Origin of the sequence: Enterobacter sp. UNJFSC 003, from assembly GCF_036903355.1 — a bacterium.
Taxonomy (GTDB): Bacteria; Pseudomonadota; Gammaproteobacteria; order Enterobacterales; family Enterobacteriaceae; genus Enterobacter.
Genome location: NZ_JBAKHK010000001.1, coordinates 57,281 through 73,531 on the forward strand (window position 1 = coordinate 57,281; position 16,251 = coordinate 73,531).

Consider the following 16,251-nt stretch of genomic DNA (forward strand, 5'->3'; position numbering starts at 1 on the left):
TGACACCGACAAGCGCACCACGTTCAACTCGCGAGCAACCCCTTATTTTTTCACCGCTTCGCCGTCCTGCCAGGCTTTTTGCAGCGCAGGCCAGTAGTCGCGGTTGGCTTCAATCATCTCATCAAGAATCGCTTTCGCGTGTTCCATGGTTGGCACGGTGCGGTTCAGGGTAAACGCCTGCAGCGCTTTCTCATAGCTGCCTTCAATGGTCGCTTCGACCAACAGCTGTTCGCTGGCAAGCTGCTGCTGCAGCAATGTTTGATGGAAAAGCGGAACCTGACCGACGCGGATTGGCTCTGGCCCTTCAGAGGTGATATAGGCCGGAACCTCAACCACCGCATCGTACGGCAGGTTGGTAATCGCCCCACGGTTCTCCACCATCACCAGATGGCGCTGACGCAGGTTAAAGGCCAGCGAGCAGGCGACGTCAACGATAAATTCACCGTGGACACCCACGTGGAAGGCATCCGGCAGGATCCCGGTGCGCTTATATTCTTCGGCGGCGGCAAACAGCTTTTTCTCGCGCCCGTCCATCACTTCATTGGCGCGGGTATAGTCCGGGTTCTGATGCTCCACAATCTGGTTCGGCATCAGGTAATACTGCAGGTATGGGTTCGGAAGATACTCCGGGAAGTTGTCCATAATGGGCTTAATGTTGCGCCAGGTCTTCACCCATGACGGATCGGAATGCTGCGGATCGGTTTTTGCCGCATCTTCCGTCAGCAGACCGAATTTCGCGATATGCTTGCGCAGCTCCGGCAGCCTGTCCACGCCGTCAACCAATACGCGGGTAAACCAGCCGAAGTGGTTCAGACCGAAGTAGTCGACCTCCAGCTTGTGGCGATCGACACCCAGAATCGCCCCCATGTTACGCATCGCAGCCACCGGCATATCGCAAATGTTCAGCACGCGCGCGTTCGGGCGCAAACGCCGCACACCCTCCGCGACGATCGCAGCCGGGTTGGAGTAGTTCACGATCCACGCTTTTTCATGCGCGTAGCGATCCACCAGATCGATCAGTTCTACCATCGGCAGGATCGTGCGTAGGCCATACGCCAGCCCGCCTGGCCCGCAGGTTTCTTGCCCAACCACGCCATGACGCAGGGGGATCTTCTCATCCTGCTCACGCATCTTGTACTGGCCGACGCGCATCTGGGCGAAAACAAAGTGCGCGCCGCTGAAGGCCACTTCCGGATCCGCCGTTACGGTAAATTTAATGCTCTGGCTATGGTCGCGAATAACTTTCTCGACGACCGGTGCAATGGTGTTCTGGCGCGCTTCGTCGATGTCATAGAGGCGTATCTCGGCCAGCGGGAAATCCTGCAGTCGCACCATCAGGCTTTTGACGATACCCGGCGTGTAGGTGCTGCCACCACCGGCGATAGAAAGAATGAATGGGGGGGTAAACATCTTTAGCTCCTTTCAGAGAAACGTCTCAACGGCTTCTCGCATTTTTTTGACATGCAGCCCGTAGACCACCTGAACGTTGTTACCTTGTTTGATTATCCCTTTCGCGCCCGTCGCCTTGAGCTGTGGCTCGTTGATAAGGGTGACGTCCTTCACCGTGACGCGTAATCGGGTGTAGCAGTTATCCACCACTTCAATGTTTTCCCGGCCGCCCAGCCCCACAACGATAGACTCACCCAGACCGTCGTTATTGCCCTTCGCCTGGTACTCTTGCTTGCTGTAGAGGCGCGTCTCCCGATCCTCATCCTCGCGGCCTGGCGTTTTCATGTTGAAGCGCAGGATCAGGAAGCGGAACACCACAAAGTAGAGCGCGAACATCATCAGCCCGACCAGGATGTACATGGGCCAGTTGGACTTCTCCGTACCGAGCGGCAGGTTGTAGAGGATGAAATCGATAATTCCATTAGCGCCGATAGCGTGGACGCCAAACAGCGAGAACAGCATCATGCCGATACCGGTCAGCACCGCATGCACCACGAACAGCAGCGGAGCGACGAAAAGGAAGGAGAACTCAATCGGCTCGGTCACCCCCACCAGCAGGGAGGTCAGCGCCGCTGGAATCAAAATGGCCTTGGCAATAGCTTTACGCTCTGGCTTCGCGGTCACATACATTGCCAGTGCTGCGGCAGGCAGACCAAACATCTTGCTGATCCCACGCGCGTCCCAGACCGCCGTGCTGCTGAGTTGCTTCACCGTCGGACAGGCCATCTCAGCAAAGTAAATATTGCGGGCGCCTTGATATGTGGTACCGCACACCTCTTGCGTGCCGCCCAGCTCGGTATACAGGAACGGCGTATAAACCAGGTGATGCAAGCCGGTGGGCACCAGAATCCGCTCCAGGAAACCGTAAATCGCCACACCGAACGGACCAGAGCCTTTAATGACCAGCGCGAGAGTGCTGATGCCGTGCTGGGCGTACGGCCACAGCTCGCTCATCACAATCCCCAGCACCATGGAGACGGGGAGCATGACAATGGCGACAAAACAGTGACCGGAGTAGATAGCCATCGCGCCGTTAAACTGTACGCCAGAATATTTGTTGTACAGGTATCCGGAAAGTGCCCCTGTCAGGATCCCGGCAAAGACGCCCATTTCTAGTACCTGAACGCCCAACACCATGCTCTGCCCGGCCGCTTTCATCTGGTCAGCCGGTGCCAGTTCGCCCTGCAGCTGCAGCGTGACGTTCATGGCGTTAATAAAGACCACGAAAGTCACCAGACCAATTAGCGCCGCGTAGCCTTTATCGCGCGAGGCCAGACCAATCGGGATGCCGACCGCAAACACCAGCGCCAGGTTGACCAGTACCGAGACGGCTGATTTGGCGATCAACTGCCCGAGGTTCTGGATCAGCGGGTGGCCCAGGAAGGGTAAATACTCAGCCAGGTTGCCGTTCCCCAGCACGTTACCAAACGCAATAAACAGACCGACAATAGGTAAGATAAGTACCGGTCCGTACAATGATTTTCCGAAATTTTGTAGGGCGTTCACGGCTCGTTTCATGGCTATCTCTCTTATTGAACCGCGCACTCGGGGTGCGTCTCAGACTTAAAACTAGCAGTGTTTAACCCGCATGATCTATCTATCTTATTGTTTTAAAAACAAATGACGCGGAAGGTAACATGTTACGTAAGACTTTGTGATCGGAGTAGTGGCAAAGGGTAGCAGCGTTGCACAACTCTGCGAGGCAGTTTCCAAATTCTAAAATTGGACTTTTTGTATTAATGAAACTTGCGGATAATACTTATCCGGATGACGACCAACAGGCTCTACGGGCCAGGGACAAAGGATGAAACCGTTTCGCTTAGCCGCGCTCTCACTCGCGCTGCTCACCACGTTTACGCTTGTCGGCTGTGATAACAGCGACGATAAACCCCAGGCTGCGGCTCCCGCGGCAACGACGAAAGCAGAAGCAACAAAAACGCCGGAAAAACCAGACGCAGAAAAGCGGGCGAAACTGGCCGCGCAGAGCCAGGGCAAAGAGCTGACTCTGCTGGATGCCTCTGAAGTACAGCTTGACGGTGCCGCTACGCTGGTGCTGACGTTCTCTGTCCCGCTCAATCCCGATCAGGATTTTGCGAAGACGGTGCACGTGGTGGATAAAAAAAGCGGCAAAGTCGACGGGGCGTGGGAACTCGCGCCGAATCTGAAAGAACTGCGTCTGCGTCATCTTGAGCCAAACCGTAATCTTGTCGTCACCGTTGAACGTGATTTGCAGGCGCTGAACAAAGCCACCTTTGGTATTGATTACGAAAAAGCCCTGACCACGCGTGAGGTTGAGCCGACGGTCGGCTTTGCCAGCCGTGGCTCGCTGCTGCCGGGTAAGGTGGTGGAAGGGCTGCCGGTGATGGCGCTCAACGTGAATAATGTGGACGTCAATTTCTATCGCGTGAAGCCAGAGTCTTTGGCTGCCTTTGTGAGCCAGTGGGAGTACCGCAACGCGCTGACCAACTGGGAGTCCGATACCCTGCTGAAGATGGCTGAACTGGTCTATACCGGTCGTTTTGACCTCAACCCGGCGCGCAACACGCGTGAAAAACTCTTATTGCCGCTGCGCGACATTAAGCCGCTTCAGCAATCCGGCGTTTACATCGCCGTGATGAATCAAGCTGGGCACTACAGCTACAGCAATGCCGCGACGCTCTTTACCCTGAGTGATATTGGCCTGTCCGCTCACCGTTATCATAATCGTTTGGATATCTTCACTCAGAGCCTGGAAAACGGTGCGGCACAATCGGGTGTCACCGTTACGTTGTTGAACGACAAGGGGCAAACCCTTGCTGAGGCGAACAGCGATGCAGACGGCCATGCGAAGCTTGAGACGGATAAAGAAGCCGCGCTGATCCTGGCCAGCAAAGATGGCCAGACCACGCTGCTTGACCTCAAGCTTCCGGCGCTTGACCTGGCCGAATTCGACATTGCTGGTAGCCCTGGCTACAGCAAACAATTCTTTATGTTCGGTCCACGCGATCTCTATCGCCCGGGCGAGACGGTGATCCTCAACGGATTACTGCGCGACAGCGACGGCAAGCCGCTGCCAGCCCAGCCGATAAAACTCGACGTGCTGCGCCCGGACGGACAGGTAGCGCGTACCCTTGTGGTTCAACCCGAAAATGGCCTCTACCGCTTTAACTATCCGCTCGACAGCGGAGCGCAGACCGGCATGTGGCATATTCGCGCTAACACCGGCGACAACCTGCAGCGGATGTGGGATTTCCACGTTGAAGACTTTATGCCAGAGCGTATGGCGCTGAACCTGACCGGACAAAAAGCGCCGGTTTCCCCTCAAGATAACGTCGACTTTAACGTCGTAGGCTATTACCTGTACGGCGCACCTGCAAACGGTAATTCGCTGCAGGGCCAGCTCTTCCTGCGCCCGCTCCGTGATGCCGTCAGCGCGCTGCCGGGCTTCCAGTTTGGCGATATCACCGAAGAGAATCTTAGCCGCAGTCTGGATGAAGTTCAGCTCACGCTGGATGAACAAGGGCGCGGGCAGATCTCCACGGAAAGCCAGTGGAAAGAGGTTCATTCCCCTTTACAGCTGATCCTGCAGGCCAGCCTGCTGGAATCCGGCGGACGCCCGGTAACGCGTCGAGCCGAGCAGGCTATCTGGCCAGCGGCGGAACTGCCGGGGATCCGTCCCCAGTTTGCCAGTAAGGCCGTGTACGATTACCGGACCGATACCACAGTCAATCAGCCGATTGTCGATGAAAACGGCAATGCCAGCTTTGACATTGTCTACGCCGATGCCAGCGGTGCTAAAAAGGCCGTTTCCGGATTACAGGTGCGCCTGATTCGCGAGCGACGCGATTATTACTGGAACTGGTCAGAGGGAGAAGGCTGGCAGTCTCAGTTTGATCAAAAAGATTTAGTTGAAGGTGAGCAGGAACTCACCCTTAAAGCCGATGAAACGGGCAAAGTGACCTTCCCGGTTGAATGGGGCTCTTACCGACTGGAGGTGAAAGCACCTGACGAGATGGTCAGCAGCGTACGCTTCTGGGCGGGTTACAGCTGGCAGGATAACAGCGACGGCACGGGCGCCGCGCGCCCTGACCGCGTGACGCTGAAGATCGACAAACCGGCCTACAAGCCGGGTGATACCATTCAACTGCATATCGCGGCCCCGGCAGCGGGTAAAGGGTATGCGATGATCGAATCCAGCGAAGGGCCGCTCTGGTGGAAAGAGATCGACGTCCCGGCAAACGGTCTTGATCTCTCCATTCCGGTCGATAAAACCTGGAAGCGACACGATCTCTATCTCAGCACGCTGGTGGTGCGTCCGGGTGATAAATCCAAATCGGCCACGCCAAAACGCGCGGTCGGCCTGTTGCACCTTCCAATGGGCGACGAAAATCGTCGCCTGAATATTGCCCTGGATACCCCTCTGAAAATGCGCCCGAACCAGACGCTGTCTGTAAAGGTGAAAGCGAGCGTTAAAGAGGGGGCGGTACCGCAGAAAGTGAACGTGCTGGTCTCGGCAGTCGATAGCGGCGTGCTGAACATTACCGACTACGTCACGCCGGACCCATGGCAAGCGTTCTTTGGCCAGAAGCGCTATGGCGCGGATATCTATGACATCTACGGCCAGGTCATTGAAGGGCAGGGGCGTTTGGCTGCGTTACGCTTTGGTGGTGACGGTGATGAACTGAAACGAGGCGGTAAGCCACCGGTAAACCACGTCACCATTATCGCCCAGCAGGCCCAGCCGGTAACGCTTGATGCTAACGGCGAAGGCACCATCACGCTGCCGATTGGTGATTTCAACGGCGAACTGCGTCTGATGGCGCAGGCCTGGACAGAAGACGATTTCGGCAGCAGCGAAAGCAAGGTCGTTGTGGCCGCGCCGATTATTACCGAGCTAAACACGCCGCGCTTCCTGGCAAGCGGTGACACGTCAAGACTGACGCTGGATCTCACCAACCTGACCGACAAACCGCAAACGCTAAACGTCGCCTTGACGGCGTCCGGTAAATTGTCGCTGGAAGGGGCGCAGCCGCAGCCGGTTCAGCTTCAACCCGGCGCGCGAATCACGATGTTCATTCCGGTACGGGCGCTTGATGGCTATGGTGACGGCGAAGTGATGGCTCAGGTGACGGGTCTTCAGCTTCCTGGAGAGACCTTTGCGCCGCAGCAGAAGAGCTGGAAAATCGGCGTACGTCCGGCATACCCGGCACAAACGGTGAATACGGGAGCCATGCTCAATCCGGGTGAGTCCTGGACCGCACCCGCACAGCATATCAACGGTTTCTCGCCGGCTACGCTGCAGGGACAACTGTTGCTCAGCGGTAAACCACCGCTGAACCTGGCACGCTACATTCGTGAGCTGCAGGCTTATCCCTACGGCTGCCTGGAACAAACCACCAGTGGCTTGTTCCCATCCCTGTATACCAACGCGGCGCAGTTAACGGCGCTGGGCATCAAGGGTGACACGGACGACAAACGCCGTGCGGCGATTGATGTCGGCATCTCTCGTCTGCTGCAGATGCAGCGTGACGACGGTGGATTCGCGCTGTGGGACAAAAACGGTTCGGAGGAGTACTGGCTTACCGCCTATGTCACCGATTTCCTGGTGCGTGCAGGCGAGCAGGGCTACAGCGTGCCTGCGGATGCGGTGAACAATGCCAATAACCGTCTGCTTCGTTACCTGCAGGATCCGGGCATGATGTCCATCCGTTACAGCAACGACGCGCAGGCAAGCAAGTTTGCCGTACAGGCCTACGCCTCGCTGGTACTGGCGCGTCAGCAAAAAGCACCGTTGGGCGCGCTGCGTGAAATCTGGGATCGCCACGGTCAGGCGGCTTCGGGTCTGCCGCTGATGCAGCTGGGTATGGCGCTCAAACTGATGGGCGATGCCCCACGCAGTCAGCAGGCGCTGGATCTGGCGCTCAAAACGCCGCGTAATGACAGCAAAAACTGGATGGCGGATTATGGCAGTGCGCTTCGCGATAACGCGCTGATGCTCTCCCTGCTAGAAGAGTACAAGCTGCTTCCGGATGCGCAAAATACGCTACTGAATGCATTGTCTGAACAGGCGTTCAGCCAACGCTGGCTTTCTACGCAGGAGAGTAATGCGCTGTTCCTGGCCGGGCGTTCACTGCAAACGCTGTCTGGCGCATGGCAGGCAACGACCAGCGTTTCAGACCAGGCGTTGAGCGGTGACAAGGCGCAGGTGCAAAACGTGGACGGCGATCGGCTAAACGCGCTGCAGGTGACCAATACCGGTTCCACTCCGCTGTGGGTGCGTCTGGACAGCACCGGTTATCCTGAATATGCCCCTCAGCCATCGTCTAACGTGCTGCAGATTGAGCGCCATATTCTGGCCACCGACGGTAGCAGTAAATCACTCGCTTCGCTTAGAAGCGGCGAGCTGGTGCTGGTGTGGCTTGAGGTGAAAGCCAGCCAGAACGTCCCGGATGCGCTGGTGGTGGATCTGCTGCCGGCTGGACTGGAGCTTGAGAACCAGAATCTGGCTAGCAGCAGCGCCAGCCTGCAGGACAGCGGCAGCGAAGTGCAGAATCTGCTGAATCAAATGCAGCAGGCGGATATTCAGCATATGGAATTCCGCGACGATCGCTTCGTGGCGGCCGTGCCGGTTAACGAAGGACAGCCCGTCACGCTGGTTTATCTGGCGCGTGCTGTGACGCCAGGTACCTATCAGGTGCCGGTCCCGATGGTCGAATCTATGTATATACCGCAGTGGCGGGCAACGGGTGCGGCCAGTGGCCCGCTGATTGTTGTACCGTAATATGCGGGCTGCACGTCTGATACGCTCCCGCTGGCTGTGGCTGGCGGGAGCGCTTCTCGTTTTATGGGGGCTGGTCCTGGCCGCCGACCGCCTGTGGCCGTTGCCTCTGAATGAGGTTAACCCCGCGCGGGTGGTGGTGGATGAGCAGGGAACGCCGCTGTGGCGGTTTGCTGACACTGAAGGCATCTGGCGCTATCCCGTCACCATTGAGGACGTTTCGCCGCGCTACCTTGACGCCCTGATTCAGTACGAGGATCGCTGGTTCTGGGATCACCCGGGCGTGAATCCTTTCTCCGTGCTGCGCGCCGCCTGGCAGGATCTTAGCTCCGGAAAGGTGGTGTCTGGCGGCAGTACGCTCACCATGCAGGTGGCTCGCCTGCTGGATCCGCATCCCCGCACCGTTGGCGGCAAAATTCGTCAGCTCTGGCGGGCTCTGCAGCTGGAATGGCACCTCTCTAAGCGAGAAATCCTCACGCTTTATCTCAATCGCGCCCCCTTTGGCGGCACGTTGCAGGGCATTGGCGCGGCAAGCTGGACCTATCTGGGAAAACCGCCGTCGCAGCTCAGCTATTCCGAAGCGGCGCTGCTGGCCGTACTCCCGCAGGCGCCAAGCCGTTTACGGCCTGACCGATGGCCGGAACGTGCGGAAGCCGCCCGCAATAAAGTGCTCGACAGAATGGTGACGCAGGGCGTCTGGCCAGCCGGCCAGGTTAAAGAGTTCCGAGAAGAGCCTGTATGGCTGGCTCCGCGACAAATGCCGCAGCTGGCACCGCTCTTTTCACGCATGATGCTCGGTAAAAGCCGCGATACGAAAATTGTCACCACGCTGGATGCGGCTTTGCAACGACAGCTTGAAGAGCTGGCAATGAACTGGAAATCACGCCTGCCTGCTCGCAGCTCGCTGGCAATGATCGTCGTCGATCACACGGATATGAAAGTGCGCGGCTGGGTGGGCTCGGTGGATATCAACGACGACACCCGCTTTAGCCATGTCGATATGGTCAATGCGATCCGATCGCCCGGATCGGTGCTGAAACCCTTCATCTACGGGATGGCGCTGGACGATGGCCTGATCCATCCCGCATCGCTGCTTCAGGACGTGCCAAGAAAAACCGGCGATTATCGACCCGGTAATTTTGACAGCGGGTTTCATGGTCCGGTGAGTATGAGCGAGGCGCTGGTTCGTTCGCTGAACCTCCCGGCCGTACAGGTGCTGGAAGCTTACGGGCCAAAACGTTTTGCCGGAATGCTGAGTAATGCCGGGCTGCCGCTTATCCTGCCTGCGGGCGCTCAGCCGAACTTATCGCTGATCCTGGGCGGGGCAGGGGCGCGGCTGGCGGATATCACCGCCGCGTACAGTACCTTTGCCCGACATGGTAAAGCCGGACGCCTGCGTTTACAGCCAGGCGATCCGCTCATTGAACGTCCTCTGTTATCGCAAGGCTCTGCGTGGATTATCCGTCGCATTCTGGGCAATGAGGCGCAACCTCTACCGGATAACGCATTGCCTCAGATAGCACCGCTGGCGTGGAAAACGGGCACCAGCTATGGCTACCGCGATGCCTGGGCTATTGGGTTGAATGCGCGTTATGTGATTGGCATCTGGACCGGGCGACCAGACGGTACGCCAGTCGCGGGGCAGTTTGGTTTTGCGAGCGCTATCCCGCTGTTAAATCAGGTCAATAACCTGCTTCAGTCCCGTTCAACGCTTGATGAAGCGCGTCTGCCGCGCGATCCGCGTCCGGCGAGCGTCGGGCGCGGGGCGATCTGCTGGCCGGGCGGTCAGTCGCTGCCGGAAGGCAGTGAAAATTGTCGGCGTCGCTTGTCCACGTGGCTGCTGGAGGGGAGTGAACCGCCTACGCTACTTCTGCCGGAGCAGGAAGGCATTCGCGGGATCCGTTTCCCTGTCTGGCTCGATAAGCAGGGCAAACGCGTTGCGGCGGATTGCCCGGATGCCACAGAAAAAGTGCTGGACGTTTGGCCGCTGCCCCTTGAACCCTGGCTGCCGGGATCGGAACGTCGCGCAGTACGTGTTCCACCCTCTTCGGCAACTTGCCCGCCGCTGTCGCAGGATTCGCCCGCGCCGCTGATCTTGACCGGTGTACGGGATGGGGCCGTGATCAAACGTCTGCCGGGTGAATCTCGCGTGTCATTACCGCTGCAGGCCACCGGTAATAGCGGTAAACGCTGGTGGTTCCTTAACGGTGAACCGCGGGAGGTGAGAGGGCGGGTTTACACATTACAACTCGAAAAATCGGGCGATTATCAGCTGTTGGTGATGGATGAGACAGGACAGGTTGCGACGGTGAATTTTACGCTGCAGTAGCGCTAAAAGGCGTTTATGAGGTGAGCTGTTGCTAAAACTCGTCTTATTTTAAAAAAATGTTACCTGAATCCATAGGCAATGGCGTTATTGCTCATTATAATCCGCGCCACACCATACTCAGGTATGCAAAACAACAGAACATTTGACAGAGGTTATCATGGCTATTGAACGTACTTTTTCCATCATCAAACCAAACGCGGTGGCAAAAAACGTTATTGGCAGCATCTTCGCTCGTTTTGAATCAGCCGGATTCAAGATTGTTGGCACCAAAATGCTGCACCTGACCGTTGAACAGGCTCGCGGTTTCTATGCTGAACACGAAGGTCGTCCATTCTTTGACGGCCTGGTAGAGTTCATGACCTCTGGCCCAATCGTTGTATCCGTACTGGAAGGCGAAAATGCGGTACAGCGCCACCGCGATCTGCTGGGTGCAACCAACCCGGATAACGCGCTGGCAGGTACTCTGCGCGCTGATTACGCGGACAGCTTCACTGAGAACGGCACCCACGGTTCTGACTCCGTTGAATCTGCAGCACGCGAAATCGCTTTCTTCTTCGCTGAAGGCGAAGTGTGCGCTCGCACTCGCTAATAATTTCGTAAATGCCGCGTGCAAACGTGGCATCCCTGCGTCAGACTTTGTACAATGCAACGCCCCGGATGAGCAAACTGCTTCCCGGGGCGTTTCTTTTCAACCCTCCACGGGCCATAACGTGTAACAACGAGGCCGGAAAATATTATGTCTGAATTAGTGAATACCTCCGAAGTCGCAATTCCTGCGGTTCCAAATAAAAGTGGAAAAATCAACCTGTTGGATCTGAACCGTCAGCAGATGCGCGAGTTCTTCAAAGAGATGGGCGAGAAGCCGTTTCGTGCCGATCAGGTTATGAAATGGATGTACCATTATTGCAGCGATAACTTTGATGACATGACTGACATCAACAAAGTTCTGCGTAATAAACTCAAAGAAGTGGCTGAAATCCGCGCGCCTGAAGTCGTGGAAGAACAGCGCTCTGCCGATGGCACCATTAAATGGGCGATTGCCGTTGGCGATCAGCGCGTTGAAACCGTGTATATCCCGGAAGACGATCGCGCTACGCTGTGCGTTTCCTCTCAGGTAGGTTGTGCGCTGGAGTGCAAATTCTGCTCAACGGCTCAGCAAGGTTTTAACCGTAACCTGCGCGTGTCGGAAATTATCGGCCAGGTGTGGCGTGCGGCGAAAATCGTTGGCGCAGCAAAAGTAACCGGTACGCGTCCAATCACCAACGTGGTGATGATGGGGATGGGTGAGCCGCTGCTGAACCTGACTAACGTCGTTCCGGCGATGGAAATCATGCTCGACGACTTCGGTTTTGGTCTGTCCAAGCGTCGCGTTACCCTGTCTACTTCAGGCGTTGTGCCTGCGCTGGACAAACTGGGCGATATGATTGACGTCGCGCTGGCTATCTCTCTGCATGCGCCAAACGACACAATCCGTGACGAAATTGTACCGATCAACAAAAAGTACAATATCGAGACCTTCCTCGCCGCCGTGCGTCGTTACCTGGAGAAATCCAATGCGAACCAGGGGCGTGTGACTATCGAGTATGTGATGCTGGATCACGTCAACGATGGGACCGAGCATGCGCATGAACTGGCAGAATTGCTGAAAGATACGCCTTGTAAGATCAACCTGATCCCATGGAACCCGTTCCCGGGCGCACCGTATGGTCGCAGTTCGAACAGCCGTATCGATCGCTTCTCCAAAGTGCTGATGGAGTATGGTTTCACCACTATCGTGCGTAAAACCCGTGGCGATGATATCGATGCTGCGTGTGGACAGCTGGCCGGTGATGTTATTGACCGTACCAAGCGTACTCTACGTAAACGCATGCAGGGCGAGACGATTGCGGTCAAAGCTGTTTGATTATTATGCAGTCACGGCGCATTATTTGCGCCGTGAAGCATAATCTTACTGAATAATCAGTCAGATTCGTGATGACTGAGTAATAATTACGGTGCGTTTCATACGACTTTCGGGCAGTATGTAACGACGTAACAACAGTTTAGCCGTGTGGGCAGAGCAGCACTGTCATCTCCGGGCTGACAGCCTTATACTCTCTGTTCAAGGTTAACTGACCAGAAGTTTCGCGGTGCGGGTAGCATTGTGACTCACCGGCACCTGAACCCTTATTTTTCACGTACCAGTAGTTGTAGCGAATGAATACTGAAGCCACTCACGACCAAAATGAAGCACTCTCCACTGGCGTTCGTCTTCGCAACGCCCGTGAACAACTCGGACTCAGCCAGCAAGCCGTTGCAGAACGCTTGTGCCTGAAGGTTTCCACGGTTCGCGATATTGAAGAAGATAAGGCACCTGCCGATCTGGCTTCAACATTTCTGCGCGGTTATATCCGCTCTTACGCAAAACTGGTGCATATCCCGGAAGAAGAATTACTGCCAATGATGGAGAAGCAGGCACCGGTCCGCGCAGCAAAAGTTGCGCCGATGCAGACCTTCTCTCTGGGAAAACGTCGTAAAAAACGTGATGGCTGGCTGATGAGCTTTACCTGGCTGGTCCTGTTTGTGGTTGTCGGCCTGACGGGCGCATGGTGGTGGCAAAACCACAAGGCGCAGCAGGAAGAGATCACCACCATGGCCGATCAATCTTCCGCTGAGCTGAACCAATCCGGAACGGACAATGGGCAGAGCGTGCCGCTGAACACCGACGGTGCGGCCTCCTCAAGCGAACCGCAGACGCCCGCAACCGATACTCCGGCAGCAGAGCCTGCACAGGCACCCACCGCTACGGCCAATACGCCAGCGCCTCAGGTGCAGGATCAGAACGCCGTTGTGTCTCCTTCACAGGCTAACGTAGATAGCGCTCCAGCGGCGACAGCCTCTGCGGATAACGCAACAGCATCACTGCCTACTGACCAGGCGGGCACAGCTCCCGCTGCTGCGGATCCAAACGCGCTGGTGATGAACTTCAACGCTGATTGCTGGTTAGAAGTGACGGACGCAACGGGCAAAAAACTGTTCAGCGGTCTGCAGCGCAAAGATGGCACGTTAAACCTCGCCGGTCAGGCTCCGTACAAACTTAAAATCGGCGCTCCGGCCGCAGTACAGATCCAGTTCCAAGGAAAACCTGTCGACCTGAGCCGCTTTATCAGAACTAACCAGGTTGCACGTCTTACCGTTAATGCCGAACAATCAGCAGCACAGTAACAGACAGGCAACGCGGGAGATTTTTCATGCATAACCAGGCTCCGATTCAACGTAGAAAATCGAAACGGATTTACGTTGGGAATGTGCCAGTCGGCGATGGGGCTCCTATCGCCGTTCAGTCGATGACCAACACGCGCACCACGGACGTGGAAGCGACGGTCAATCAAATTAAAGCATTAGAGCGAGTAGGCGCGGACATTGTTCGCGTCTCCGTACCCACTATGGACGCGGCCGAAGCGTTCAAACTGATCAAGCAGCAGGTGAGTGTTCCGCTGGTTGCTGATATCCACTTCGACTACCGCATTGCGCTGAAAGTTGCTGAATATGGCGTGGATTGCCTGCGTATCAACCCGGGCAATATCGGTAGCGAAGAGCGTATTCGCACGGTCGTGGACTGCGCGCGCGACAAAAATATTCCAATCCGTATCGGTGTTAACGCCGGTTCTCTGGAAAAAGATCTGCAGGAAAAATACGGCGAACCTACGCCGCAGGCATTGCTCGAATCCGCAATGCGCCACGTCGATCATCTGGATCGTCTTAACTTCGATCAGTTTAAAGTGAGCGTAAAAGCCTCAGACGTTTTCCTGGCCGTTGAGTCTTATCGTCTGCTGGCTAAACAGATCGATCAACCTCTGCATCTGGGGATCACCGAGGCGGGTGGCCTGCGTAGCGGTTCTGTTAAATCGGCGATTGGTCTGGGTCTGCTGCTCTCTGAAGGGATCGGCGATACCCTGCGCGTCTCGCTGGCGGCCGATCCGGTCGAAGAGATCAAAGTCGGTTTTGACATTCTGAAATCACTGCGCATCCGCGCGCGCGGGATCAACTTTATTGCATGCCCAACCTGCTCGCGTCAGGAGTTTGACGTGATCGGAACGGTAAATGCGCTGGAGCAGCGTCTGGAAGACATCATCACCCCAATGGACGTGTCCATTATTGGTTGCGTAGTGAATGGACCCGGTGAAGCGCTGGTGTCAACCCTGGGCGTCACGGGTGGTAACAAGAAAAGTGGTCTCTATGAAGATGGCGTTCGCAAAGATCGTCTGGATAATAGTGACATGATCGACCAGCTCGAAGCCCGCATCCGCGCCAAAGCGGCAATGCTGGATGAGACGCAGCGCATCAGCGTTCAGCAGGTTGAAAAATAACGTGATGGGAAGCCGCTCGCTTCCCATGTATGATTGAACCCATTCTTTGGGTTTTTTTTGTATATAGAAAGAGAATAAACGTGGCAAAAAACATTCAAGCCATTCGCGGCATGAACGATTATCTGCCTGGCGAAACCGCCATCTGGCAGCGCATTGAAGGCACACTGAAGCAGGTGCTCGGCAGCTACGGTTACAGCGAAATTCGTTTGCCGATTGTAGAGCAGACCCCGTTATTCAAACGCGCGATCGGCGAAGTGACCGACGTGGTTGAAAAAGAGATGTATACCTTTGAGGACCGCAACGGCGACAGCCTGACCCTGCGTCCTGAAGGTACGGCGGGCTGCGTACGCGCCGGCATCGAACATGGTCTCCTGTACAATCAGGAGCAGCGTCTCTGGTATATCGGCCCGATGTTCCGCCACGAACGTCCGCAGAAAGGTCGTTACCGCCAGTTCAACCAGCTGGGCGTTGAAGTCTTTGGTCTGCAAGGGCCGGATATCGATGCTGAGCTGATTATGCTGACTGCCCGCTGGTGGCGTGCGCTGGGTATCTCCGAGCACGTTTCACTGGAGCTTAACTCTATCGGTTCGCTGGAGGCACGTGCAAACTACCGCGATGCGCTGGTGGCGTTCCTGGAACAGCATAAAGATAAGCTGGACGAAGACTGTCAGCGTCGTATGTACAGCAACCCGCTGCGTGTCCTGGATTCCAAAAATCCAGACGTACAGGCGTTGCTGAACGATGCACCTGCGCTGGGTGACTACCTGGACGACGAGTCTCGCGAACACTTTGCTGGCCTGTGCAAGCTGCTTGAAGCAGCGGGCATTGCCTATACCGTTAACCAGCGGCTGGTGCGCGGTCTGGACTACTATAACCGTACTGTTTTTGAGTGGGTGACCACCAGCCTCGGTTCCCAGGGTACCGTGTGTGCCGGCGGTCGTTATGATGGTCTGGTTGAGCAACTCGGTGGCCGTGCGGCACCGGCTGTAGGCTTCGCAATGGGTCTTGAGCGACTTGTTTTGCTGGTTCAGGCAGTTAATCCGGAATTTAAAGCAGATTCCGTTGTCGATATATACCTGGTGGCTTCAGGTGCGGATACGCAGTCTGCGGCTATGCAGCTTGCCGAACGCGTGCGTGATGTACTGCCGGACGTTAAGCTGATGACCAACCATGGCGGCGGCAACTTCAAAAAACAGTTTGCTCGTGCCGATAAGTGGGGCGCAAGTATTGCACTGGTGCTGGGTGAGTCCGAAGTGGCTAACGGCGAAGTGGTGGTTAAAGACCTGCGCTCTGGTGAGCAGACAACGGTAACGCAGGACGGCGTTGCGGCGCACTTGCGCACTCTATTGGGCTAAGGAGAAAGACTG

The 16,251-nt window shown here is 56.2% G+C and carries 9 protein-coding genes; 7 read left to right on the forward strand and 2 right to left on the reverse strand.

The window, feature by feature from the left end:
* Nucleotides 1-42: 42 nt before the first annotated feature.
* On the reverse strand, nt 43-1,410 hold the full coding sequence (locus tag V5P19_RS00290) for a 6-phospho-alpha-glucosidase (protein ID WP_334399033.1): 1,368 nt from the start codon (nt 1,408-1,410) through the stop codon (nt 43-45).
* A gap of 12 nt (nt 1,411-1,422) precedes the next feature.
* The gene (locus V5P19_RS00295; protein ID WP_334399035.1) at nt 1,423-2,967 is read right to left on the reverse strand and encodes a PTS transporter subunit EIIC; all 1,545 of its coding nucleotides are present in this window, start codon (nt 2,965-2,967) and stop codon (nt 1,423-1,425) included.
* Between the two features lie 286 nt (nt 2,968-3,253).
* Between V5P19_RS00295 and V5P19_RS00300 the strand changes: the two genes are divergently transcribed.
* The 7 genes from V5P19_RS00300 (at nt 3,254) to hisS (ending at nt 16,239) form a co-directional block, all read left to right on the forward strand.
* The gene (locus tag V5P19_RS00300) at nt 3,254-8,209 is read left to right on the forward strand and encodes an alpha-2-macroglobulin (RefSeq protein ID WP_334399037.1); all 4,956 of its coding nucleotides are present in this window, start codon (nt 3,254-3,256) and stop codon (nt 8,207-8,209) included.
* Between the two features lies 1 nt (nt 8,210).
* The gene (gene pbpC / locus V5P19_RS00305) at nt 8,211-10,535 is read left to right on the forward strand and encodes a peptidoglycan glycosyltransferase PbpC (RefSeq protein WP_334401077.1); all 2,325 of its coding nucleotides are present in this window, start codon (nt 8,211-8,213) and stop codon (nt 10,533-10,535) included.
* A 157-nt stretch (nt 10,536-10,692) separates the two neighbouring features.
* Entirely contained in the window at nt 10,693-11,124 is a 432-nt protein-coding gene (ndk, locus tag V5P19_RS00310; RefSeq protein ID WP_010433958.1) for a nucleoside-diphosphate kinase, read from the forward strand.
* 147 nt (nt 11,125-11,271) lie between these two features.
* Nucleotides 11,272-12,438, forward strand: coding sequence for a bifunctional tRNA (adenosine(37)-C2)-methyltransferase TrmG/ribosomal RNA large subunit methyltransferase RlmN (locus tag V5P19_RS00315; protein WP_334399042.1), 1,167 nt, complete (start codon nt 11,272-11,274; stop codon nt 12,436-12,438).
* Between the two features lie 293 nt (nt 12,439-12,731).
* Nucleotides 12,732-13,739: a cytoskeleton protein RodZ gene (gene rodZ, locus V5P19_RS00320; protein ID WP_334399044.1), complete on the forward strand. Its 1,008-nt coding sequence runs from the start codon at nt 12,732-12,734 to the stop codon at nt 13,737-13,739.
* Between the two features lie 26 nt (nt 13,740-13,765).
* The gene (gene ispG / locus V5P19_RS00325) at nt 13,766-14,884 is read left to right on the forward strand and encodes a flavodoxin-dependent (E)-4-hydroxy-3-methylbut-2-enyl-diphosphate synthase (protein ID WP_334399046.1); all 1,119 of its coding nucleotides are present in this window, start codon (nt 13,766-13,768) and stop codon (nt 14,882-14,884) included.
* An 80-nt stretch (nt 14,885-14,964) separates the two neighbouring features.
* Complete coding sequence (gene hisS / locus V5P19_RS00330; protein ID WP_334399048.1) at nt 14,965-16,239, forward strand: histidine--tRNA ligase; 1,275 nt, start codon at nt 14,965-14,967, stop codon at nt 16,237-16,239.
* The last annotated feature ends 12 nt before the right edge of the window (nt 16,240-16,251 follow it).